General features: G+C 31.9%; 24 protein-coding genes and 5 pseudogenes. 10 read left to right on the top strand and 19 right to left on the bottom strand.

The features are described 5' to 3' along the window. The first annotated feature begins 126 nt into the window (after window positions 1–126). The gene (locus tag AAG068_RS11980; protein WP_342719425.1) at window positions 127–1,029 is read left to right on the top strand and encodes a LysR family transcriptional regulator; all 903 of its coding nucleotides are present in this window, start codon (window positions 127–129) and stop codon (window positions 1,027–1,029) included. A gap of 102 nt (window positions 1,030–1,131) precedes the next feature. Here AAG068_RS11980 and AAG068_RS11975 read toward each other — a convergent pair. From AAG068_RS11975 to AAG068_RS11965, 3 genes and pseudogenes are all read right to left on the bottom strand, one after another. Further along, window positions 1,132–1,383, bottom strand: a pseudogene (locus tag AAG068_RS11975) (hypothetical protein). Between the two features lie 78 nt (window positions 1,384–1,461). Beyond that, window positions 1,462–2,568: a C45 family peptidase gene (locus AAG068_RS11970; RefSeq protein ID WP_342719424.1), complete on the bottom strand. Its 1,107-nt coding sequence runs from the start codon at window positions 2,566–2,568 to the stop codon at window positions 1,462–1,464. A gap of 167 nt (window positions 2,569–2,735) precedes the next feature. Beyond that, on the bottom strand, window positions 2,736–3,779 hold the full coding sequence (locus tag AAG068_RS11965; protein ID WP_342719753.1) for an aspartate-semialdehyde dehydrogenase: 1,044 nt from the start codon (window positions 3,777–3,779) through the stop codon (window positions 2,736–2,738). A 105-nt stretch (window positions 3,780–3,884) separates the two neighbouring features. On the opposite strand from AAG068_RS11965, the gene AAG068_RS11960 reads away from it, so the two are divergent. After that, the gene (locus AAG068_RS11960) at window positions 3,885–4,775 is read left to right on the top strand and encodes a LysR family transcriptional regulator (RefSeq protein ID WP_342719423.1); all 891 of its coding nucleotides are present in this window, start codon (window positions 3,885–3,887) and stop codon (window positions 4,773–4,775) included. 59 nt (window positions 4,776–4,834) lie between these two features. Here the strand turns inward: AAG068_RS11960 and AAG068_RS11955 are convergent, their stop codons facing one another. Beyond that, on the bottom strand, window positions 4,835–5,440 hold the full coding sequence (locus AAG068_RS11955) for a PRK06770 family protein (RefSeq protein WP_342719422.1): 606 nt from the start codon (window positions 5,438–5,440) through the stop codon (window positions 4,835–4,837). A 211-nt stretch (window positions 5,441–5,651) separates the two neighbouring features. Here AAG068_RS11955 and AAG068_RS11950 point away from each other — a divergent pair, with 211 nt between their 5' ends. Further along, window positions 5,652–6,413 (top strand): arginase family protein, encoded by a 762-nt coding sequence (locus tag AAG068_RS11950; RefSeq protein WP_342719421.1) that lies wholly within the window; start codon window positions 5,652–5,654, stop codon window positions 6,411–6,413. A gap of 36 nt (window positions 6,414–6,449) precedes the next feature. Here AAG068_RS11950 and AAG068_RS11945 read toward each other — a convergent pair. Both AAG068_RS11945 and AAG068_RS11940 read right to left on the bottom strand, forming a co-directional pair. Continuing rightward, window positions 6,450–7,091: pseudogene (locus AAG068_RS11945) on the bottom strand (chloramphenicol acetyltransferase). 31 nt (window positions 7,092–7,122) lie between these two features. Then, window positions 7,123–8,004 carry a CPBP family intramembrane glutamic endopeptidase gene (locus tag AAG068_RS11940; protein WP_342719420.1) on the bottom strand — a complete coding sequence of 294 codons (882 nt, stop codon included), beginning with the start codon at window positions 8,002–8,004 and terminating at the stop codon, window positions 7,123–7,125. A 371-nt stretch (window positions 8,005–8,375) separates the two neighbouring features. Here AAG068_RS11940 and cspD point away from each other — a divergent pair, with 371 nt between their 5' ends. After that, the gene (gene cspD / locus AAG068_RS11935) at window positions 8,376–8,579 is read left to right on the top strand and encodes a cold-shock protein CspD (protein WP_000176368.1); all 204 of its coding nucleotides are present in this window, start codon (window positions 8,376–8,378) and stop codon (window positions 8,577–8,579) included. 87 nt (window positions 8,580–8,666) lie between these two features. Beyond that, window positions 8,667–8,852 (top strand): cold-shock protein, encoded by a 186-nt coding sequence (locus tag AAG068_RS11930; protein ID WP_000286198.1) that lies wholly within the window; start codon window positions 8,667–8,669, stop codon window positions 8,850–8,852. A gap of 38 nt (window positions 8,853–8,890) precedes the next feature. On the opposite strand, the gene AAG068_RS11925 is transcribed toward AAG068_RS11930, so the two are convergent. Next, on the bottom strand, window positions 8,891–9,442 hold the full coding sequence (locus tag AAG068_RS11925; protein ID WP_342719418.1) for a GNAT family N-acetyltransferase: 552 nt from the start codon (window positions 9,440–9,442) through the stop codon (window positions 8,891–8,893). 368 nt (window positions 9,443–9,810) lie between these two features. Between AAG068_RS11925 and AAG068_RS11920 the strand changes: the two genes are divergently transcribed. Next, window positions 9,811–10,359 (top strand): hypothetical protein, encoded by a 549-nt coding sequence (locus tag AAG068_RS11920; RefSeq protein WP_342719417.1) that lies wholly within the window; start codon window positions 9,811–9,813, stop codon window positions 10,357–10,359. A gap of 49 nt (window positions 10,360–10,408) precedes the next feature. Here AAG068_RS11920 and AAG068_RS11915 read toward each other — a convergent pair whose 3' ends face one another. The 5 genes and pseudogenes from AAG068_RS11915 to AAG068_RS11895 form a co-directional block, all read right to left on the bottom strand. Continuing rightward, window positions 10,409–11,809, bottom strand: coding sequence for a protoporphyrinogen oxidase (locus tag AAG068_RS11915; RefSeq protein ID WP_342719416.1), 1,401 nt, complete (start codon window positions 11,807–11,809; stop codon window positions 10,409–10,411). 60 nt (window positions 11,810–11,869) lie between these two features. Beyond that, window positions 11,870–12,598, bottom strand: coding sequence for an alpha/beta fold hydrolase (locus AAG068_RS11910; RefSeq protein WP_342719415.1), 729 nt, complete (start codon window positions 12,596–12,598; stop codon window positions 11,870–11,872). A gap of 114 nt (window positions 12,599–12,712) precedes the next feature. After that, the gene (locus AAG068_RS11905) at window positions 12,713–12,862 is read right to left on the bottom strand and encodes an aspartyl-phosphate phosphatase Spo0E family protein (RefSeq protein WP_000424361.1); all 150 of its coding nucleotides are present in this window, start codon (window positions 12,860–12,862) and stop codon (window positions 12,713–12,715) included. A 169-nt stretch (window positions 12,863–13,031) separates the two neighbouring features. Beyond that, complete coding sequence (locus AAG068_RS11900) at window positions 13,032–13,976, bottom strand: hypothetical protein (RefSeq protein WP_342719414.1); 945 nt, start codon at window positions 13,974–13,976, stop codon at window positions 13,032–13,034. A 25-nt stretch (window positions 13,977–14,001) separates the two neighbouring features. Next, a pseudogene (locus tag AAG068_RS11895) lies at window positions 14,002–14,594 on the bottom strand (helix-turn-helix domain-containing protein). Window positions 14,595–14,732: 138 nt separating this feature from the next. On the opposite strand from AAG068_RS11895, the pseudogene AAG068_RS11890 reads away from it, so the two are divergent. Continuing rightward, window positions 14,733–15,470, top strand: a pseudogene (locus AAG068_RS11890) (DMT family transporter); the annotation flags it as partial. On the opposite strand, the gene AAG068_RS11885 reads toward AAG068_RS11890, so the two are convergent. Both AAG068_RS11885 and AAG068_RS11880 read right to left on the bottom strand, forming a co-directional pair. Then, complete coding sequence (locus AAG068_RS11885) at window positions 15,411–15,824, bottom strand: TnsD family Tn7-like transposition protein (protein WP_342719413.1); 414 nt, start codon at window positions 15,822–15,824, stop codon at window positions 15,411–15,413. The pseudogene AAG068_RS11890 and the gene AAG068_RS11885 sit on opposite strands and share 60 nt — an antisense overlap. Before the next feature lie 177 nt (window positions 15,825–16,001). Beyond that, on the bottom strand, window positions 16,002–16,544 hold the full coding sequence (locus AAG068_RS11880; protein WP_342719412.1) for a recombinase family protein: 543 nt from the start codon (window positions 16,542–16,544) through the stop codon (window positions 16,002–16,004). 259 nt (window positions 16,545–16,803) lie between these two features. Here AAG068_RS11880 and AAG068_RS11875 point away from each other — a divergent pair, with 259 nt between their 5' ends. Beyond that, window positions 16,804–17,223: a universal stress protein gene (locus tag AAG068_RS11875; protein ID WP_342719411.1), complete on the top strand. Its 420-nt coding sequence runs from the start codon at window positions 16,804–16,806 to the stop codon at window positions 17,221–17,223. 814 nt (window positions 17,224–18,037) lie between these two features. Here the strand turns inward: AAG068_RS11875 and AAG068_RS11870 are convergent. From AAG068_RS11870 to AAG068_RS11855, 5 genes and pseudogenes are all read right to left on the bottom strand, one after another. Beyond that, window positions 18,038–18,751 (bottom strand): ZinT family metal-binding protein, encoded by a 714-nt coding sequence (locus tag AAG068_RS11870; protein WP_342719410.1) that lies wholly within the window; start codon window positions 18,749–18,751, stop codon window positions 18,038–18,040. 202 nt (window positions 18,752–18,953) lie between these two features. Continuing rightward, window positions 18,954–19,178: pseudogene (locus tag AAG068_RS29945) on the bottom strand (hypothetical protein); the annotation flags it as partial. 252 nt (window positions 19,179–19,430) lie between these two features. Beyond that, the gene (locus AAG068_RS11865) at window positions 19,431–20,069 is read right to left on the bottom strand and encodes a DUF2953 domain-containing protein (RefSeq protein WP_342719409.1); all 639 of its coding nucleotides are present in this window, start codon (window positions 20,067–20,069) and stop codon (window positions 19,431–19,433) included. A gap of 284 nt (window positions 20,070–20,353) precedes the next feature. Next, window positions 20,354–20,545 (bottom strand): hypothetical protein, encoded by a 192-nt coding sequence (locus tag AAG068_RS11860; RefSeq protein ID WP_342719408.1) that lies wholly within the window; start codon window positions 20,543–20,545, stop codon window positions 20,354–20,356. Between the two features lie 117 nt (window positions 20,546–20,662). After that, the gene (locus AAG068_RS11855; RefSeq protein WP_342719407.1) at window positions 20,663–21,214 is read right to left on the bottom strand and encodes an undecaprenyl-diphosphatase; all 552 of its coding nucleotides are present in this window, start codon (window positions 21,212–21,214) and stop codon (window positions 20,663–20,665) included. Between the two features lie 211 nt (window positions 21,215–21,425). On the opposite strand from AAG068_RS11855, the gene AAG068_RS11850 reads away from it, so the two are divergent. Both AAG068_RS11850 and AAG068_RS11845 read left to right on the top strand, forming a co-directional pair. Then, a complete protein-coding gene (locus tag AAG068_RS11850; RefSeq protein ID WP_342719406.1) occupies window positions 21,426–22,046 on the top strand; it encodes a DUF2238 domain-containing protein in 621 nt (206 codons plus the stop codon). Window positions 22,047–22,278: 232 nt separating this feature from the next. Next, window positions 22,279–22,611, top strand: coding sequence for a hypothetical protein (locus AAG068_RS11845; RefSeq protein WP_428845991.1), 333 nt, complete (start codon window positions 22,279–22,281; stop codon window positions 22,609–22,611). Window positions 22,612–22,711: the final 100 nt, after the last annotated feature.

The following is a 22,711-nucleotide window of genomic DNA, read 5'->3' as shown; positions in this document are numbered from 1 at the left end:
TTCACTCTCAATTTTGTTTTCACTATTACCTCTGTAATATAAGGTTGATTATAAAACTCGGAAAATCATTGTTCAATCCAATTATTTATATAATAATGATAGGTATAACCTATCATTAAACTTGAGGTGATTCCAATCGAATTACGACAACTTGAATATTTTTTAGCTGTTTCAAAAGAATTGCATTTCACAAAAGCAGCTGAGAAACTAAATATTTCACAACCTTCTCTCAGTCAGCAAATACGTGCATTAGAACATGAAGTAGGAGTGCCTCTTTTCGATCGCATTGGTAAAAAAATATCTTTAACTGATGCAGGAAGGATTTTATTATTACATAGTAAAATCATTTTTCATGAAATCGAACAAGCTCGTTCTGCTATTCAAGATTTAAACGGATTACAGCAAGGTACCTTAACAATTGGTTCTTTGTTAACCGTCGTAAATTACTTACTACCACCAGCTATTTTAAATTTCAATCATTTATATCCCAATATAGAACTTTCTGTATTAGGGCTTCGCACCGGAGATATTCGTGAAAAATTATTGCAAAATGAACTAGACATTGGCATTACATTTCTCCCAGTGCAAGATAAGGAGATTATTTCTATCCCCCTATACAAAAGTGAACTTACATTAGTCGTACCAACCGGTCATCGATTAGCTGAACGTAATCATGTATCTATTGCTGAATTACAGAACTACCCTTTCATTCTTTTACCTAAAAATTTCTTTTTAACCGAACTATTTACATCTCATTGTCAAAAATTCAACTTTAAACCAAAAGCAATTTTAGAAATTAGTACGATGGAATCTTTAATCCACATGGTTTCAAAAGGAATGGGAATTACAGTGTTACCAAAACCATATATAGACTTTTTACAAAATAAAAACATTCGAGCTATTAAAGTAGAAAATCCTACTCCAACAATAGAAATAGGACTTATTTATAGAAAAGATAAATATATGTGTGCTGCAACTCGAGAGTTTATTGAGCAACTAAAAAGAACGGTGCATTCTTTACAAAGCTAAACGAACAAAAGAGATTATCCTATGAACCCGTTTCACAACGACTTAGTAGAATCATCTCTTTTCAAAACAAAATATAACATTATATTAAGATTCATATAAACTTCAATGTACCTTTTTAGATATTGGAATATATTTCGTAAAATATGCTCCAACTAGCAATAAAACAATTGAAATGAATCAAATAAAAATCCCGCCAAAGGTAAACCAATATGCAAACAAATTCAAGATTGCTAGTGTAAAGAAACAAATTGAAGTTAACGCACTCTTCAATCCTTTTACCCCTGCTTTTTTTCTTTTTTCATAAGTAATATACATTGAAACGGCAACAAATAAGATAAGAACAATCGGTAACATAACTTCTAGCAATGGCATTCCCTCCCGTATGTAGGCCTCACTATTACCATATTACCCCATTGCTCTTTTTGAAATCAATTAATAACGCTCTTCTCTCCAAAAGTCAGCATACGTTTTATTTTTAAAGTTCACATTCGCCTTAGAAAACGGAAGACGTTCTCCAACTTTCAATGAGTACCAGTCGTTTAAAAGTGGAGAACCGAAGCAAATATTCATTGTACGATTATGTAAATCAAATAAGACAGAATGCAAAGTTCCAAACCATTCTTCATAATTGTGTACTGTCAGCCCAGTAGGATACTCTTTTTCTACTAATCCTTTTAAAGACTCCATACTCACTAGCTCATTTTGATTTAAATATTCATACAATGTGTGATATCTGTTTGTTGATTGTTCTAATCTTCTATTATTCAATTTTTGAATAGGTAAACTAATCGCATGGTTTGTTGATACGATAAAATCTTGGTTTTCCTCATCGATTGTGGTTATGGATTTATACCCGTCAAATATTTCAATTCTTGCTACGTCTAAAGGATCCGCTACAATTAGATTAATATTACTTGCAATTGGCATTTCATCTATTAGTAATTTCGCCTCCTGCACATTTTTACATTTCTCCAATAATACTCGTATTACTGCAAAACATTGTAAGCCACTTAACACTGGTTTTCGTAAACCTTCAATATTTCCTACTGGTTGACCGCACGCTGAAAATGTAACAGATAACCCATGCTCATTAACTCCTTCTGTTCGTCCGAAATATTGAGTAGAAAAGCCACTATGCACATATGCACCTTCAACATGTGTTGAGCAAAAACGCATATCATCTATTTTTGGAGACAAATCATAATTTCTTAGTACATATGTGTGCTTTGAATCTGTTTTTTTAGGTAACACGACACAATGACTACATCCTGCTTTTAATAATGTTTGATAATAATACATCATATGTTTAGCAGGAATTTTCAATACTTCACAAAAACCTTCAATTTCTTCATTAATTCCAGGACAATATTGATTTAATATATTTCTAGATTCTGTCCAATAGTTATCTGATACTATATGTTCTTGTTGTATGAATTGCGGAATAAGATACAGATGATTTTTCACAAACTCTCCTTGTTGCTTTCCGATATCATAATAACTTCCTTTTAATGATGAAAAATACCCCTTTACTTCATACATCACATTTCCCCCTCGCATTGATTATATCCATATCATACTAAAAGGACTTTATTCATTCTTGATGTTTTTTACTGTCTTTCAAATCAAATTTGGATTGAATAAAAAACAGTTATAGATTAAAAACTAGAAAACTGTTGTTATTTACAGTTTCCTAGCTTTTTAATTTACTATATAATCCCTTCCTCTACCAACGTTTCTGCAATTTGAACTGAGTTCCAAGCAGCACCTTTTAATAAATTATCGGAAACAATCCAAAGATGGAACCCTTTTGGCGTATCAGGATCTTTTCTAATTCTCCCGACAAATGTGCCTATTTTCCCTTCTGCATATAACGGCATTGGATACAGCTGTTCATTAGGATTATCTTGTAATATAACACCTGGTGCATCTAGCAGTACTTCTCTTATTTCTGCAACGGTCGCTTCTTTTTCAAGCTCAATATAAACAGATTCTGAATGTCCTGAAACAACTGGAACACGCACACAAGTTGCTGCCATTTTCAAGTTTTGATCCTCCAAAATTTTCTTCGTTTCTTGAATCATTTTTACTTCTTCAAATGTATAATCATTATCTGTAAATATATCTACTTGTGGCAGTACATTAAACGCAATTGGATAATGCTTTTTATCTTTTTTCACAGGTAATATCGTGCTCTTAAACTCTTCAGCTGCAAGCATTGACTTAGCCTGTTCTTTTAATTCTTGAATTGCATGAATTCCTGATCCTGATACAGCTTGATACGTTGAAACGATAATTCGTTCTAAACCAAATGATTTTCGTATTGGCTGAAGAGCTGTTACCATCTGTAATGCTGAACAATTCGGAACTGCTATGATACCGTTATGCTCCTTTAATGTGTGCGGATTTACTTCTGGAACAACGAGTGGTACATCGCGCGCCATTCGGTATTCACTCGTATTGTCAATTACGATTGCACCACTAGACACTGCATGATTAACAAATCGTTTAGAAACTTCTCCTCCTGCACTAAAAAAGGCAATATCTACCCCTTCAAAGCTAGTTGCTTTTGCCTCTTGTATTATTATCTCTCGTCCTTTGAATTGAACTACCTTGCCAGCGGATCGTTTTGACGAAAGTAATGTCACTTCAACTATATTAAATTTAGTTTCTTTTTCTAACAGTTCAATAATTTTCTGTCCTACTGCACCTGTAGCACCAACTACAGCTACATGATAGCCCTTTTTGATCATCATTTCTCCTCCAATATAACTTAAATGAATATTTCTATAATTTCATTTTATAAAGAATTTAATCATTTGGAAAATTGAAATACGTGATATAATCATTCACAAATCATGATAATAAAAGAGGGATCGCTTATGGAAATGAGACATGTTAAAACTTTTTGTGCCATCGTTAAGTATGGTAATTTTTCTAAAGCAGCTCATGCGTTAGGTTATGCGCAATCTACTGTAACAGCGCATATGAAAGCATTAGAAAACGATTTACACCTCCCTCTTTTTGATCGATTAGGGAAAAAAGTACTTCTTACAAAAGCAGGTCATCAATTTCATCCTTATGCTCTAGAATTACTAGCTATTTATGAAAAAGCGCAAGAAATCCCTCAAAATGGTGATAATTTAGAGGGAACATTAACGATTACATCTAACGAATCATTAGCCGTGTACCGATTACCACAATTATTACGTATGTACAAACAGGAGAATCCGAAAGTAAATATCGTACTGGAAACAACTACAAACGAACAAGCAATGAATAAGCTACGTGAAGGAGAATCAGATGTTATTTTCATAATTGGAGAAAGTATGGAACATAATGATTTTATTACGCGTACTTTTTGTAATGAGGCATTTGGGTGGATTTTACCTCCCCATTACGCTACACACTCTAATCCATTTTGTTTACTAAATGATACACAATTTATCTTTACAGAACAAAGCTGCGGCTATAGACCGATGGTAGATCGGTTTTTACGTCAAAGCGGAAATATTCCAGCTAAAACCTTTGAAACTTCCAATGTTGAAGTCATTAAACAATCTGTCATGTGTGAGTTAGGAATTTCAATTCTTCCTTACATCGTTGTACAAGAAAGTTGTGAAAAAGAGCAACTCTATTTTCAGCCTATTGAAACACCAGCAGTTATTCAAAGCCATGTAATCTATCATAAATCTAGATGGATTTCACCCGTTTTACAATCGTTTCTTTCCTTACTAGAGAAAAACTAAAAAGTGCACACAAAAAAGAGTAACTGCCTAAAAAGCAATTACTCTCCTCCAACATTATCTTATTTATTAGTCTGTCCTCCACCTGCAATTAATTTACTTCCTGAATATGTACCTTTTTGCATAAACACTTGATTAATTAATTCTTTTTGTTCCGCTTCTGACATTACTCCTTTACCTTCGCCTAAATTCCCGCTTTGTAGTTTCCAAATCTTATTGTGATCCGCGTCCATCTTTTCATATTTCCCTTGTTTCCACCTCTCTAAAATGTCTGCATATGTATTTCCTTGTACAAGATCATTACTCTTTACAATATCAAGCAAACTTTCAATTCGTTCTTGTGTAATAAAAATATAACCCCACTTTTGATCAGCTTTCGTTTTTTGATGTGCCATTTCATGTAATGCTGTCTGTATATTTTCATCTGTCCATTTAAATTTTTTATTAAAACCACTATTCGGTAATGAATGATTGCCATTTTCTAAAAGCTTTGCATCTTCAGCTTTTACATTGCTATCAGCTAGTACTTCTGCAGCCGGCGCGGCTGGTGATACCTTTTTCGCAGCTGGTTTACTATTATTCAAATAATACAGCATACCATATGTTACACCTACGCCGCTTACTGCCATACCAGCTATAATACCTATTATTTTAAATAATGTTTTCATCTTACTTGTTTCCTCCCGTATATCCCTTTTCATATTTTCTATTTTCTAAACCACATATATATTTCCTCATATTATATTTCTTTTCTTTATAAATTGAAAGATTATTCTGTAAAAATTCCCCATCTTTTTCAAATACAAATCCACCTCTAAGCATTTCGTTTTAAATTGATAAAAATATATGCTAGCCTACATATAAAGGAGATGAATAAATATGAGTTTATTGTATAGCGGTTTAACTTTTTTAAACTTTGATGATACATATTTATTACAAAATAAACTTCATTCTTATTCACATGAAGATATTGATTTTAGTCATTTAGAGCACGCAAACCTGTATTGCGAGCCTCCTTCTTTAATGCGGATAAAACAGGAGTTAAACCGTAGAAAGCAAAAAGGAGTCACTTTTATCGGTTCTGGAAATTATCATTATGTATCTTATTTACTACTAAAAGAAATAGTTGAGCCATTTACCCTTATTTTATTTGATCATCACACTGACATGGACTTAAAAGGAGAAAATGAACATACTCTTATTTCTTGCGGGTCATGGGTATCTTTCGCTCTTCAAAATAACCCAAAATTAAAGAAAGTAATTATTATTGGACCTTCTTCTTTAACAATTCATTCTAATGATTATTCATGTGTAGTAGTGTTCCCAATAGATACGTCAAACGAAGTATCTACACATACAATACTTTCGCATATTCATACAAACACTATATATGTAAGCATCGATAAAGATGTTTTAGACTCAAAAGTAACTATTACGAATTGGGATCAAGGGCAAATGAAACTCTCTACACTTTTAAAATGTATTCATTCTCTTATTAAGAATAAAAATGTCTATGGTATCGATATTTGTGGGGAACTACCCGTTTATCCTTCTCAGCTCCTTCTAGCTAAATATACAAATGCTATTAAAAAAAATGAAAAAGCAAACTTACAAATTTTAAATTCAATATATAATACATAAAGAAACAACGAGCGCCTTATAAGGCGCTCGTTGTTTTTATGCACGTTGTTCTTTTAACCACTTCGTAATCGCATCTAACCTCGAAACATCAAAACGGCTCTCTTCACACACATGTAAACAGTTCAAACTGTTTACAATTTCTAATTCATTCGATTTTACACTTTTCGCTTCAATCATTTTGCAGTACCCGTCTGTAACGGTATTTAAATTTTCATAATAACGTTGAAACGATTTTGATATATGTAAATGTTTTTCAAAGTTTCTTCTTCTTTTTGTCTCGTCAGATTCTTTCCGTTTTCTCAGTTCTTAATCATTTGTATATAAGTAAAAATATTGATTGGGAAAACCAATTTCCTTATTGATCAGCTTTTCTTTATAAAAGTTTTCTATTAAAGATAATGGCTGATCAAATATATCAAAATGGAAACACCAATTATAACTAAGTGGCTGATAAATATCGCCATCAAGTATTACTAACTCATATTGCTCTGACTTCTGCACTGCTATTTTCCAGCGCTCTACTTGTTTTTCAAAATACCATGTTCTATGTTCGTTTTTTGGTCTTTCAAATAATACATTCACTTCAGGTATAATGTACGCACCATAATTTTTTTCTAACTCACGACACGTGGTACTTTTACCAACCGCACTCGCTCCCTCAAACGCTATAATCCCCATAATTTCTCCCACTTTCATTAAGTTAATCTCTTTACTTCACTTTTCTCCCCCATAACTGTCTCCATAAAACAATTGAAGCAATCGAAAGCAATATTGTCGTTATGATACTCCCTTCAATTCCGAACGAACCTCCATGAAGGAATTCCGATCCGTTTGTGACAGGTTTAAAAAGTGGTGTAGAATACATTGCCATTCCACTAACTGCAAAACCAAATACGTTATACTGTGCCCAATTCCAAATGGAATGCCATGCACATATCCCCCAAAGACTACTGTCTTTCAAAACGTAAAAAGCTGCAAATACACCAACTAATATTATATTCGATATTGAAAGAATTGTAATACCTGGATTTAGTAAATGAAGAAAACCAAATAAAAAAGAAGTAACAACAATCCCGATCCATATACGGCTTCTAACAGAAAGGACTGGAAATAACCAGCCTCGAACAACGATTTCTTCTGTTGCGCCTTGTATTAAAAAAGCAACTAAAGATCCTGCAATTCCAAGTATGGCAGTCGGTGTAATTCTTTGCATTTCTAGTTGTACATTTCCTGTTATTAAAAGTAGCAGGACTGGTATTGAAATGAAAACAAATCCTAACAATGCACCTTTCAAATATTTTCTAATCCACTCGTTTCTCCAAAAGCCAATGGATGAAATAGATCTTTTCTCTACAAATCTAATCCATAAAAAAACAAAAAATATAGCTCCGCCAAACGTCAATATCATCTCAATATCACTATAAATTGCCTTCATTAAAAGTGTTTTTGCTTTCGGCAAAAACAGCATAAATAACATGAACAATTCACCTAAAGTTAAAAATACAATTGCAAGTATAACAGCGAATACGGGATGAACCTTTCTTCTTCCTTCTTTAGCTGCTTCAATTATTTTAAATTGAGTAAATTGCAATATTCTCACCTCCATAAAAAATATGTCAATACTATATATCGTTTCTCTAATACAAATTTTCAATAAAAATGTTCTCTGTTTAGCTTAAAACCAAATTAGGCATAATATATAAATAAAAAAGATGACTTTGTGCGTTTTACTATTATCACCAAGATTATTCACGGGTATTACCAGCACTTGCTATTTCCCACCATTTGTTGTAAGATAGTAATTAAGGTCAATTTAACAATATATTTTCTTTGCATATTATCAAGTATCAATCAGGAACATTTTATACTCCTTATGGGTTTTTGATAATATGTGAACTTTTATTTTTCATTCAAATAAGGCCGATCATATTGTAATCTTTTTAAATTTTAGGAGGCATTACCATGACATTAACAGGTAAAGTAAAATGGTTTAACAGCGAAAAAGGTTTCGGTTTCATCGAAGTTGAAGGCGGTAACGACGTATTCGTTCACTTCTCAGCTATCACTGGCGACGGCTTCAAATCTCTTGACGAAGGTCAAGAAGTTAGCTTCGAAGTTGAAGACGGTAACCGTGGACCTCAAGCTAAAAACGTTGTAAAGCTATAATTTCAAACAATAAAAAGGTTGTTACCAGCACGGTTAACAACCTTTTTAATATATAACTAAAATTTTTTACATAAAAGGAGTGGTTACATGTATCGCAATCGAAAGAACGATGTAGCAGAAGTACCACCAGAACAAACCCCTGTTTGGGAATGTGAAGCAGAGGATTGTTTAGGATGGATGAGAAAGAACTTTTCATTTGAAGAAGAGCCTAAATGCCCTTTATGTAAAAGTAGCATGAAAAGCGGAGAACGTTTATTACCTAAGTTAGGTTAACTTTTACTTAACCCCTCTTTTAAAAGAGGGGTTTTTTGTTATAAATTTATTTCTTCTACATCCGTTCGAACTATAGAATACAGCAGTGCATCATGTTGCTTATTTCCTTGATGAATATATCCACGTAATAACCCTTCCTTATGAAAGCCTATTTTAGATAACATTTTACAAGAAGTAACATTTTCAGGGTATGTAATAGCTCCAATTCTAAATAAGCCTAAATCTTGAAATCCATAATGAATAATTTCCCTGGCCGCTTCTGACGCATAACCATTCCCCCAATACCGAGGATGTAAGTCATATCCAATTTCAGATCGTTTACTCCATAGTTGTAAATTATTTAACCCAATTGTACCTACTAAAGTATTTGTTTCTTTTAATACAATCCCCCATCGTATCGCCTTTTTCTCGAAATAATTTTTTGAAAAAGATTCAATCATACGTGAAGCTTGTCCAAACTCCGTAAAAGAATTCATACCGTAATAACATGTTACCTCATCTAATGAAAAGATTTCATATATTTTTTGACAATAAGATTGTTCTATTTCAACTAAACGCAAACGTTCAGTTTCTAATATAGGAAATGCCATAGAATCATTCCTTTCTTTCTACTCATTCATTATAGCAGAAAAAATATTTTAAATTAGGAAAGTCCTTAATGTCCCATTAATCAAATATTTCAAGAGAAGCTTATTCTCTTAATTCAATACGAACTAAGAGTAACCCTTCTTACTTTTATAGGACTAGAAAAAATAAAGAGACAATCAAAATACTATGATTATCTCTGTATTCTCTAGTTTTAAAATTAATTGTATTATTCCCATCACTCCGCTCCTAATAATATGTCTTATTAATTCGATTCCTTGCTCACTTTTCCCTTCTAAATTAACACCCTCCCCCATACATTTATGGTAAAGTATAGTTAAAACATAATTTGTTATGGAGGTGTATATTTTCTATGTATATATTCATCGGTTTATCCCTCTTACTCATATTACTCATATTTTTATTCGCAAAAAAGTTCGCTCCAAACTCATTCATGATGACTAGTTTTAAAGGAAATAGCTTTAAAACATTTTCAATCACCATTTTAATCGCCGCAACTCTTTCCCTTTCCTATGGAATCTACCACGCAGCAACATATCACCCTAAACATTTAGATATCACACTACAAAATCAAAACTCTACTGTTTTCGGTAATGTTGGGGAGCTTGGATATTTCTCAGAAGAGTTACTAAAAAAAGATACAGAAGTTGAACTACATTTGGCTTCTTGGAAACAAATGCAATTAAATAATCCAGAAATAATAGTAAACTATCCTTCAGGAAAACAAGAATCATGGAAACCGAACATAACGTTACTTCCTGCTAATACATTAAAAGAGAAACACGGTATAAAAGAAATTTATCAACTCTCCTCCTATTCATTTAAAGAGTCCGGGGACATAACATTAACGATTACTGAAAATAATACAACTAATAAAAAAATCTCCATTCAAGTGAAATAAATAAAGCGTCCCTCCAATATTGGAAGGACGCTTTATTTATATATGTATTCTATTTTGACGGTTCATTTAATGTTGCAATTATTTCATTTGCAGTGTTCTTGCCATTTCCAATACACGCACCAATTCCGACACCGTAATATGAAGCACCAGCTAAGTATACATTCGGATAAAAATCCGACATTTTATCTTGTAATGTTTGAACCGCTTGATTATGTTCTAAATGATATTTCGGCATTAAATCTTTCCAATTTGTAACTTCAACTACTTCTGGTTCACCTTTAATTCCGAGACTCTTTTCAATATCATATAAAGCAACTCGTACTAATTCTTCTTCACTATAATTTTTAATCGTTTCATATACTGGATTGGTACTTTTATAAAACATTCGTACTAATAGCTTTTGTTTTCCAGATGTATGTTTCCACTTCCTGCTTGTCCATGTACAAGCATCACAATGTAAATCACTGTTTTCCGTTACGATAAATCCTGTACCGTCCGCCGGTAATTGTTCATCTAATATGTCAAATCCTAAATAAATACTTATAAGAGATGAGTTTTTAAATGTATGAAACTGCTCATTTAACTCATTAGACTGCAACAAATTTTCTGCGATATCATGCGGAGCTGCTACAACAACATAATCAGCTTGGATTGATTCATGATTGGCAAAGGATATTTCATAGCGATCACCTTGTTTCCTTACAGCTGTCGTTATAGCGCCTTTCTTAACTACTGTCTCAGTCAGTACTTCTTCTAAACGGTCAATAATCGTAGATAGGCCACCTTTAAATGATACGAACTTTTTGTTCCCCACTGATTGAAACTGTTTTTTATTCTCTTCAAAACCTTTAATAATACTTCCATATTTATTTTTATAATCCAGTAAATACGGTAATGTCGATGCCATAGTAAGTTCATTCAATTTACCGGAATATACACCTGAAAGCACTGGGGCGATTTGTCTTTCCACTAACTCTTTCCCTAAAAAACTTTCTAGAAATACAGCAAGTGAAGTATCTTTCGTAAACTCTTTATTTTTCGTTATGAAATCTTTTAAAGCAACAATCTTCCCTTTCGTTGATACTAGCGTACTGCTAAATAATGACTGGACGCTCATCGGTATCCCAAATATAGTATCAGAAGGAATTGGATGTAAAGTATTATCAGAATATATGTAAGAAATACCCGTTTCGTTATATACCATTTCTTCTTCTAAATTTAAATCTTTTACAAGTGGCATAACATGTTCATTGCGAGCAACGATAGAATCCGCTCCTGATTCCATAATAAAATCCTTTTCTTCTACACTATGGATTTTACCACCTAAGTACTCTTCTTTTTCTACAAGGATTAAATTTAATTCTATATTATTATCCTTTTTGAATTTTTCTAAATAAAACATAGTAGAAAGTCCCGTTATACCTCCACCGATAACAACAACTGTTTTCATATGTGCTGCGCTCCTAACCGATACAATTAATAATTCCTTTCTTATTATACCCAAAAGTCCTTATATTCGACTAGCAGCTTGCGCATTCTGTAAGAAATTAGACAATATATTCGAATAGACTCCTGGTTGATCATTATGTACTAAATGACCAGCAAACGGAATAACAGCAATATGAATGTTGTTATTTAATTGTTTGAACGTTGTAGCAGCTACAACTTCATCTTCTAAATCTCCCCCAGCAATACAAAGTGTAGGTACTTGAAGATTAGCTACATCACCAGTTTCTTCGAATGGGTACCAATCTTTAACTTGCCATGATTCAAGCAATGCTTTCCAATCACTTTTTTCATGAATTTGGTTCATATACGTTACTACTTCTTCATTTTCCATCAGTTGCTGATGACAATTCGCTTCATACTCCTGAGACTGCTCCCAATTTTCTCTCTTAACTGGAAAAATACCTGAAAAAGTTAATGTTCTCACTCTATGTGGATATTTTTTTGCAAATAGTAAAGCGACTAATCCTCCTAGTGAAACACCAGCTATATGACATCTATCAATTTGTAAATGTACTAACGTATCATGTAAATCCTTTACGGAACTTAGGAAATAATTCTCCAATGTCCCCCCTGACTTTCCATGCCCTCTTAAATCAGGACGAATGACTTGATAATTTTTTTCTCGAAAAAATGCTACCTGCTCTTCATATTCTACTAAACCTGTCATACCACCAGAATGTAAAAGTACAATCGGTTCCCCTTCACCTGAAATGTGCGTATGTAATATCATATATCCCCCTCCTCAGAAACAGAATATTCTATCTATTACCAGTATATAGAATATACATTTGAATTTTCAAATAAAAAAGAACTATAACATTTTCAAATCATGTCATAGTTCTTCTTATTTTAAAAACATAAAGTAATTAATTAATTTGTCTATTTCTTGGCTTAATGCCAATACTTTTTCATGTTGAATTCCGTAATCCGATACTAAATATAAAAGTTCTTCTTTCTTTATTTCAATGACTTTTTCCAATTTCACTAATTCCATGTCGTTTTACTTCTCTCTCCAATACTAAAATGTATGTATTTTAGTATAGCCTATTTACATAATTAGTAAAAGTAAAATACGCATGTAAAATCTTACAAATATAAAAATAATATACTATCAACTAAGAAATTTAATATTTAATCCCTTTTTTACAATTCATTAGACATCATTACGTATTAATAATAAATCGGAATTTCTCCAATGTTATATCTTTATATTTCGGAGCCCTTTTAATATGATCAAAGTAACTATATGAAAATTTAAAGACATGTCCGAAATCCCAATCAAATGCACTATAGTCTTTTAGCCAAAATTGATTTTCTGTTGGTAATATATGAGCACGTTTAGATTCGATTAAAGGTAAACGATCTATAGGTGAGTGCAAGTTTATTTCAGTATTCGGCATAAGATTTTGACTAGCACGTAACACGTATACTAGCTTTAACAGTGGACGCAACGCTCGGTGGAATATATCTCTATGCCCTAAGTCATACATTATATTTATTGCATGAGAAAAAGTAAGTAAATGACCAATTAAATCATGGTGCGCTTCCGCTCTATAAATAATATGAAATTGCGAGAGCTCCTTTAAAATAAATGTAGATAATTGTTTCGGATTTCTTAATTTATTTACTATCTCATCATTTATATGTAATTGTTTTACTTCCTTTGTTGTAAAACCAATCCATGATCTGCCTGGAATTGTTTTTCGAAACGATAATATAAGATTAGTAATCCCTTCAATTTCTTGATTATCTCCCCATTTTTGTAACTCTTTTATAGCTAATAAACTTAATGCAGCATAAATGACATTATGCCCCACCCAATAAAGTTCATCAATTGTTTGTTCCAATGATTTTATAATCATTCTTTCAGCACTTTGAAAATCAATTTCTTCTTTTTTATCGATGACTTCACCTAGATTTTTCTTGATCAGCATTATTTTTGTTTGGGAATACATATTACGAGTTATTTCTTCCATATAATTATCTTTTATGAAAAAATAACTAGCAATTGCAGCTGCTCCGAAATGTGCATGCCAAATATCATTTGTTTGTCTTTTACATTGTGAAATAATTGAAAGGCCCTCTCTTAAAATAGTATTATTTTCCATATTTTTATCCCCCATCACTTTATACTCATCCTAAAGATGGCGTCAATACAAATAAAATATGATTAGATTCATCACTTTTATTTAAAAAACGATGTTTCACATTTGGCGGAATACGTACAACATCACCTTCTTCTAAATAATACTCTTTTCCTTCTAACTCCACATACACTTCCCCTTTCATAACAACAGCAATCTCTTCCTTATCTTCATGTGAATAGTGACTTTCCGTTGTTTTTGCTTGTTTATTTAAATACATCATTAACATTTCAATACGCGCCTTCATAAAATCCGGTGTTAATACATCATATACAATGTGATCATTATTTTCTCGATATACTTTTTTTCGATCTTTTTTCTTAGATATGAGAGAATCTGTATCAATCTCATTAATAAAAAGTGTAAATAGTGGAACATTTAATGCTTTCGCAATTAATTCCAATACACTTAAAGAAGGATTCGCATTTCCTCGTTCAATTTGACTAATTAATGAAGTACTAATCCCTGCATAATTAGCAAATTCTCGAATTGTCATCTTATTTTTCTTACGATAACTTAATACAGTTTGCCGATTCTATCATGTATCATAGTAAAAACTTCCTTTCGTCCATCATATTGCATCTTTCATTGCCTTTGTGCTGACATAGTAAACAAAGACAAATAATCCTTTCCTATCGCCTCAAGGACTTATATACTTACTTTTGTACATTATATCGTATTAAGTTCATTATAATAAACATTGTATCGGAGGAACAAACTGTGAAATCACCTATTTATTCATATTTCATCTTATTTTTCGGCGTATTCGCCTTATCAACTTCAGCGATTTTTGTAAAATTAGCCGATGCTCCTGCGGCTATCATTGCTTTTTATCGATTATTCTTTGCTGCACTAATTCTGTTACCCCTGTTACTTTTTAATAAAAATAATCGAAGCGAGCTAAAATCCGTAACAAGAAGACAATGGATATTCGGATTCATATCTGGATTATTTTTAGCTGCACATTATGTACTTTGGTTTGAATCCTTACAATATACTTCTGTAGCAAGTTCTACAGTAATCGTAACGCTACAACCTTTATTTTCGATGGTTGGCGGTTACTTTCTATTTAAGGAGAGATTTACGAAAGGCGCAGTTATTGGTTGCCTCATCGCTATTTCAGGAAGTATCATCATTGGATGGCAAGACTTCCAAATTAGCGGAGAAGCTTTATACGGAGATATTTTAGCGTTTATTGCGGCCGGAATTATTACAGCTTACTTTTTCATTAGCCAACATGTTCGTAAAGATGTATCACTTATACCATATTCGGTAATTAGTTATGGAAGTAGCGCCTGTTTTCTTGGTATATTTGCTTACATGCAGCAAGAATCTTTCATCCATTACGCTACGCAAACTTGGTTGTGCTTTATTGGCTTAGCGTTTGTTGCAACGATATTAGGTCAAACAATATTCAATGTGTCTAATTGGATGACAAAATTGGATACTACTATGACTTAAAATATAATTTATCCATGATAATCTTTCATCTATTTGAAATGTTGATTCTAACATCCTTAATAGTTTTTGTGAATAATGGTCTTGAAGCAACTCACTTAGTCGCTGATGTCTTTTTAGCACGGGATATCCAATCCCGTTAACTTTCAAAAGTGTTTCATATTTTTTAACATAAAAATCTTGTGAAAAGGATGCAAAGTTTTTATCCAATAAATACTTTACATCTTCTGCAATTCCTATTAATTCATCTATAATTTCACTTTCCAAGAATATTTCATCGCTATTTCTATCCTTTAAGCTAGGATAAATAAAATTATGAGACTTAAAATTCTTAATATTAACCGGATGTTTCATTAAAGGTGCTTGATGTTTAATGCATACAAAAACTCCTGGAACTTGGTGTATCCGTATTATTTAAGCATTCATCCTTACCATAATACATTCAAAGATAATCAAAAAGTCACTTTCCTAAGAGTACAGAAAAGTGACTTTTTGGTTAAAATTTGCTTATCGAATAAAAGCTTTTTTTATTTAATTTTCCAAATATCTATATAAAGTTGATTTACTTATTCCAGTTTCTTCTCGTATTTCAGCTAAACTATAGTCACCACTTTGATACATAACAATAGCACGTTTCACATTCTCATCAGGCTTTCTAGGCCGCCCTGCTGTAACTCCCTTTTGTTTCGCTTCATACAAGCCTTTCTTCGTTTTTTCACTAATTACATCACTTTGAAAATCCACAAGATGTTTTACAACATCTCCAAAATGATACCCATTTGCATTACTGGTATCAATATCTTCTTGAACAAAGTAAATGTAAGCACCTTTATTATCAATGACTTGTAATAACTCAACAAGATGACGTGTTGAATCAGCTAATGTGAAAAGTTTTGTAACAACAATTTTATCATCTTGTTTTAGGTTATCTATCATATTTTTAAGTTGTACTCTTTTTTTTGCCAATGAATGTTCCTCTGAGATAATCATCGTACAATTATATTTCTCTAAGCTTTTGAGTTGTTCTTCACATTTCAAGTCATCTTGATATGGTCTCATATATCCGATTAACATACATGCTCTCCTAACAATTTAGATGTTTCTTTTATCATACCATAACTTGGAGTTGTAATATTAGTATCAAAAAGGTTCCTTTTTGGGACGATAAGTGTTAGACTGTTTTTATTAAATCGTGAACACGGCTTTTATGAGACTTAAAAGCCACAAAATAAATGATATGAGGTGTATAAAACAGTGGTAGAAAAATTAGCTGTATATAATAACCCAAATAGAAAAGCTTCTTCACATTAATTCATGATTAGGAGTGGAAAATATGTATAAAAAAATCCTATTAGCTGTAGATGGTTCTGAACATTCCTTACGTGCTACACAAGAAGCGATAAAAATTGCATCTTTAGCTAATGAATGTACAGTTGAAATTGTATTAGTAGTTGATTATGCAAAAGCAAAGAATGAAGTTATTCATGCACAAAGGAAAGAAGAATTAGAGTTATCCCGTCGTAAGAGACTTTTACCTATTGAGGAAAAATTAAAAGCAAATCGTATTTCTTATGAAGTTAAAATATTACATGGTGAACCAGGACCAACCATTGTAGAGCATGCGAATAAAGGACATTTTGAATTAGTGGTACCTGGCAGTCGTGGACTCAATGCGTTGCAAGAAATGGTACTAGGAAGTGTGAGCCATAAAGTAGCTAAAAGGGTTCAATGTCCTGTACTGATTGTAAAATAATATAGTTTTTGTATGATTCCTGATTTTGAAAATTCTTATTCAAAATCAGGAATTTTTATAATAAATGGAGCTTGAAATATTTTAATATATAAGGAGTGGGCACATGAAAACACTACAAAGTGGAAAAACAAAGATTTTTGCTTATGGAAGTATTTTGTAAAATAAAGTTTTTATTAAGTTGTTCTCGAATAACATTTTAAATTCGATTCATACTATAATCGTAACTTAAAGTTACATATCATTTACTTGTAGGGCCTAATTTTCTTTTGTACAACAGGCAGTTAGCCAATTAAGCTAGCTGCTTTGTTGTGCAAAATGTAGTTTTTTACAAAAGATACACACTTAAGTAAAAATAAATTTATATGATATGTTGTATCCTTTCTTTTTAGAATGGATAGTCTTTACAGACGAGCACTTTCCGAAGTGCTCGTGTTTTATGTTTTAATTATTATAAAATGAAGTTTTTATTAAGAACATAAATTTTTCAACATTAAACATATAGAAGCAATAAGTAATATCTTGTATTATAATAAGTAGCCTCAACGTAAACTTTGTTACTAGCCTTTTTGAAAAGGACTTACCCTCACAAAAGGACCTTTTCAAAAAGGTTTCTTCCATTCGTTACGATAGGTAAGCCTTTGAAGTTATCTCCACCTCTTCCCACGCTTAACATTGTACGTACGACTTTCATCGCATCATACAGCGTCACATCTTATCCTTTTATACTAAAGCAACTAGATTACAAACAATGTTGTACTCACCAACATATTAATTCCCCTTTCTTACGAAAGGTCAGATCATCTTGACTCCTAATTTAATGCTCCATCATCTCATGGGCAATATCATGTCCATCCATATCTGATGGATAGTAGGTAGGCCAGTGTATGACTTCATCCAATAAAGCTTCACGATTGTCACCCCAATACAAGTGGTAGTGACCAGCTTTATTCGGCTGAATACCATGATCACTAAATTGGATATACTGAGGAACTCCATCTGTTTTTTCTGCTAGTTTAAATATGTATCTTACACCTCTATTCCCTGCATCATATGTCAGAATTTCGTACCCATCATAGATATACTCACCAGAATTCTCCTCTTTGTTTTTGTAGAATGTTACAGTATTCCCTTGAATCACGATACGGTTAACATCTGTTTGATACCCTTCATTATAATAATCCTTATATTCTTTAGCTGTCATTTTACCTTTATGTTTCGCTTTATAAGCAAATACCTCATCAAGCGTTCCATCTTGTAAATATGGATATACAGATTGCCAATCTCCTTTCCAATCGGAGAGTGATCGATCCTTCACTTGGTTGTCTTCGAAATACCCTTCATAAATTTTTTCTGTTTCTTTATCATGAGCATGACTATGATTATGACTGTAATCGTGTTCATTTTCATGCGTATGACTTTCAGATGTTTGCTCTTGCTTTTTAGATGAACCTGAAGTCTGACAGCCTACTAATACCAACATTGAACTAATAGTTAATATACCTACCTTCTTTGTAAATGCAATTTTCATTATGAAACCTCCAATTTAAATCGTAATGATTACGATTTAAATTATACATACATCTTGTGTAAACATCAACAGAAAAATAATCCAATACTTATAAATGGATTATCCTATCTGTAATTCTTTGGAGACTATTACAAATATGGTATAAAAGCTTCCGGACAATTGAGATAAGTCTATAAAACCTCTTAGCTTTTCATTCTAATTTCTACTGAATATCATCTGAAATTGATTCATCAACTATTTCATGGTGTTGAGAATCTATTATTTGAAACACCTTTTTTACTTCTTCAACTTTATTTGGTACGTATTTTTCTTTTAACTCTAATACACCATAAACAATGTTATTATAAGTTAACTTTACTTTTTCTGTAACAGCTAGTGTTATAAAGATACTCCAAACAAATTCATCTTTTAACCGCAGTTTAGAAGGAACAGATTCATTGTCTTATTTTGAAAGCCTCCCGTTAAAAGACTATACGCTCCATTTGGAATTAATCCCCAATCAGGTAGTACCATTGTATACATTTCAATTCAATGAGTAATAGTAGAGACATCAAAATTAAGATCAATCCGATTAATTAATTTACCTCCTGAGGAATCCCTAAAATCAAAGCTTTTTTATCTCTCTATAAAATGCTTGTTTCACTTCCTTGAAATAAAACATAAAATAATTCAAAGTACTTTATGTTTGAACAGATTTTTCTGTACTTACAGATTGTTGTTTTTTCACGAATATAAGTAACATAAATACAGTTATTATTGAACGATAAATATGAAATGACGCTGTTAATTCACACCTAGATGCAAAACCTTTCCCTTGAAATACAGGTGTAATTTCAAGCTCTGGTATATCAATAATGTGCATATATTCTCCAGCAATTCCGACAACCATTCCTTTTATTGACCACGCAAAACCTGTTATGATTCCAGTACTAGCTGCGTCCCCTGTTCCAATTTGTGAATGCCATCTCCATTGATTGATTTTAACTTTTTTCAGATTTTTTTTAAGTACAGAATGAATCTCTTGCAACTTTTTTACTATCTCTCCAATACTATCAATCTGTGCCATTACTTTATTTTCAATACCGCCCTCTTTTTCTGCTTTTTCAATTTTTTGTCCAGTCTTTTTTTGCTGCTTTTTTATTCTTTCTAACACATCAAACGTATATCTAAATTTCCATATTTCAACTTGTAGTAAACACTGTTTTTCTATTTCTGTATATAATAAAGTAATTTTTAAAGATATTTTCAAAAACAATATAAATAAAATAGTCAATAACAGAATCCCGATCCCAATTATAAGCCACTTCATGCTTATCATCCTTTCATTCCATGTCCAAGAAACATTATACAAATTCCGGAAATTACGTATGAACAAGCATCTTTAAATAAAGAAGGACATGTAGCGTTCAATATTAAAATTTTTGTTATACAATCATGATAATTATAATTAAATACCATGGTAGCATGATGATTGTTAGAAAAAACAAAAAGTACATGAGTTTTGAAATGCTACTATTATAACTAAAAACACCTCTTACTATCGTATTTTAATAAATACGATAGTAAGAGGTGTTTTTTTACTTGTTCTATTCCATTAAATCACTATATATATCGCTCTACTCCAATTAGGCTGTTTGGTAATAGTATGTGAATGATAACCCCTATATTATTAATTATTTCTCGAATTTCTTCTGTTGGATATGGCTCATCTTCATCAACGCAATTGCAACCGCATAAAAAACCTACAGATAAAATAGTAGACATAAAAGCAAGTAAATATTTTCTTTTCTTCAAGTAATTAACTAAATGCTTGTAGTTTACTGCAAAACATATCTCGAGGAAAAGTAGCATTAATAAAAAATATGCAAGATTATGTACTATGATTTATCGAAGGTGTTGTAAGCAGTGTCTCTAGTTCACAAAAATTATTTTTCTATAGATCCTTATAATCCAGGTAACAAAAGAATTAAATAAATATGTAGTATTATTAATAGCCATACTGGTTAAGATTCCTATAAAAGCACTTCCTATTATATCAAATGGATAATGATGTCCTAGCCAAATACGTGAGAAACCTGTCAAGATTGCTAAAAACCACATAATTGAGCCAAACAAGCATTCGCGAAGTAAGACAGAGGTCGATAAGGCAAATGCTAAGGCTGTATGTTTACTAGGAAATGAAGAATTATTCTTTGATGGGATAAGTAAACGCACACGATGTATAACAAACGGACGAGGCTTAAAATAAAACAGCTGGATGAAACGGTTTATACATAATGAGAACCCAACTGATACCCCAGCAAATAAAATAATTTTTTTGTAGGAATTTCCTCTAAACCACATTAAGGCTAATAAAAAAACGTACAGGAATCGAGTCTTTTGTGAAATAAATATCATAAATGTATCCAAAGTTGAATTACGACCCGCTAGACGATTGATAGCCCTAAACATTTTGTAATTCATGCAGATGTTCTCCTTTATTTTTGAAATATTATATACATATTATTCCCTCCCGAAAGAGAAATATGTAGTATGCAGATCCTTTCTTATTATTCTACTCATTAAAAAGCTGTTCGTAAGTATAAAACAAGGTTAACAATTCTAAGTACTCTGTATACGAATTGTGGTTTTCCAAATACTTCAAGTAAAAAAACTTTCAATAGGAGTGAAAAAAGTGATAAGAAACAAACGTGCAGCTATTCACTTATTTTTATTATTGGTTGTTATCGCTGTTTTTATATGGTCTGTTATTAACCCTGCAAAATACTCGACATGGGCAGCAGAAGCTATTCCTGCTATTTTCAGTTTATTCATTGTAATTACAACGTACAATAAGTTTCGTCTCACCACTCTCTCTTATATGATTATTACAATATTATCCATAACAATGTTTGTCGGTGGTCATTACACATACTCAGAGGTGCCTCTTTTTAATTGGATACAAGATATTTTTGATTTAAAACGAAATCACTACGATCGATTTGGACATCTGATAAAAGGTTTATTTATCATTGTGATAAGAGAAATCTTATTACGGAAAACTCAACTTACCGAAGGCCCTTGGTTAATTACGATTAGTATAAGTATTTCACTTGCTATTGCTGCATTATACGAAATCATCGAATGGTTAGCTTTTAAAATAGCAAAGGGAGGAACAACAGCAAAAGACTTTTTAGGTATGCAAGGCGATATATGGGATGCACAATGGGATATGTCACTTGCCTTAGTAGGCTCGATTCTTGCGTTACTCACCCTTTCGACTTTACATAACCGGCTATTAAAAAAGAATTTATAAAATTCCAATCCAATAATATATAGCTTTTTATCTCACTTTTGAATTTCACATATTTTAACAAAATACTCAGGTAACATTAAGGGTTCCAATTTAAAAATCAAGAATTATTAGTATAAGTTGGTATCATAAATTTCTATAAAATATCGCATTATAAATAATGTGGAAATGAACCTAGTGTTTCTTTTTATGATTTTTTATAGGGGGGACAAAATTGAATATATTTAACTTTTTGATGTCACCATTGAATTATGGGAAAATAATCCAACTAATACTTGAGTTATTCGGAAATAAAAAGAAAAACAATAAAGGATGGATTTGGGCTTCTTTACTAGGATTAGGAACAGTTTTAGGGTTATTGGCAACACGTAATTCAAGTATGATGAAACCTATAAAACATACGTTCCAAGGTTTTCAAAATAAAACAAGATCATTTATTCCATCCAAAGTAAATTTAGCAAATATGGAATTTGCTGATGAAATTACGCCTAACAACCAAGAGAGACATGGTAACCAAACTAATAATCACCACCATTACAAGACAAAAATCTCATCAAAGCAACAATAAATAGATAGCCGGTTCTTTATCTTACAGGGAACCGGTTCATTTATGTCTAAATGTACAATCTTCTTTTTGAAATGGTGATACCTAATAAACCTTTAAAGTA

It is taken from the genome of Bacillus paramycoides (assembly GCF_038971285.1).
Taxonomy (GTDB): Bacteria; Bacillota; Bacilli; order Bacillales; family Bacillaceae_G; genus Bacillus_A.
This window is presented reverse-complemented; position numbering and strand designations above follow the sequence as displayed.

Coding starts and splice junctions, on each gene's coding strand:
- AAG068_RS11970 (WP_342719424.1), bottom strand. CDS start 2,568: ATGTATGAAGTAAAGGGGTATTTTTCATCATTAAAAGGAAGTTATTAT.
- AAG068_RS11965 (WP_342719753.1), bottom strand. CDS start 3,779: ATGATCAAAAAGGGCTATCATGTAGCTGTAGTTGGTGCTACAGGTGCA.
- AAG068_RS11960 (WP_342719423.1), top strand. CDS start 3,885: ATGATAATAAAAGAGGGATCGCTTATGGAAATGAGACATGTTAAAACT.
- AAG068_RS11955 (WP_342719422.1), bottom strand. CDS start 5,440: ATGAAAACATTATTTAAAATAATAGGTATTATAGCTGGTATGGCAGTA.
- AAG068_RS11950 (WP_342719421.1), top strand. CDS start 5,652: ATGAGTTTATTGTATAGCGGTTTAACTTTTTTAAACTTTGATGATACA.
- cspD (WP_000176368.1), top strand. CDS start 8,376: ATGACATTAACAGGTAAAGTAAAATGGTTTAACAGCGAAAAAGGTTTC.
- AAG068_RS11930 (WP_000286198.1), top strand. CDS start 8,667: ATGTATCGCAATCGAAAGAACGATGTAGCAGAAGTACCACCAGAACAA.
- AAG068_RS11925 (WP_342719418.1), bottom strand. CDS start 9,442: ATGGCATTTCCTATATTAGAAACTGAACGTTTGCGTTTAGTTGAAATA.
- AAG068_RS11920 (WP_342719417.1), top strand. CDS start 9,811: ATGTATATATTCATCGGTTTATCCCTCTTACTCATATTACTCATATTT.
- AAG068_RS11915 (WP_342719416.1), bottom strand. CDS start 11,809: ATGAAAACAGTTGTTGTTATCGGTGGAGGTATAACGGGACTTTCTACT.
- AAG068_RS11910 (WP_342719415.1), bottom strand. CDS start 12,598: ATGATATTACATACGCACATTTCAGGTGAAGGGGAACCGATTGTACTT.
- AAG068_RS11905 (WP_000424361.1), bottom strand. CDS start 12,862: ATGGAATTAGTGAAATTGGAAAAAGTCATTGAAATAAAGAAAGAAGAA.
- AAG068_RS11900 (WP_342719414.1), bottom strand. CDS start 13,976: ATGGAAAATAATACTATTTTAAGAGAGGGCCTTTCAATTATTTCACAA.
- AAG068_RS11885 (WP_342719413.1), bottom strand. CDS start 15,824: ATGAAACATCCGGTTAATATTAAGAATTTTAAGTCTCATAATTTTATT.
- AAG068_RS11880 (WP_342719412.1), bottom strand. CDS start 16,544: ATGTTAATCGGATATATGAGACCATATCAAGATGACTTGAAATGTGAA.
- AAG068_RS11875 (WP_342719411.1), top strand. CDS start 16,804: ATGTATAAAAAAATCCTATTAGCTGTAGATGGTTCTGAACATTCCTTA.
- AAG068_RS11870 (WP_342719410.1), bottom strand. CDS start 18,751: ATGAAAATTGCATTTACAAAGAAGGTAGGTATATTAACTATTAGTTCA.
- AAG068_RS11865 (WP_342719409.1), bottom strand. CDS start 20,069: ATGATAAGCATGAAGTGGCTTATAATTGGGATCGGGATTCTGTTATTG.
- AAG068_RS11855 (WP_342719407.1), bottom strand. CDS start 21,214: ATGAATTACAAAATGTTTAGGGCTATCAATCGTCTAGCGGGTCGTAAT.
- AAG068_RS11845 (WP_428845991.1), top strand. CDS start 22,279: ATGTCACCATTGAATTATGGGAAAATAATCCAACTAATACTTGAGTTA.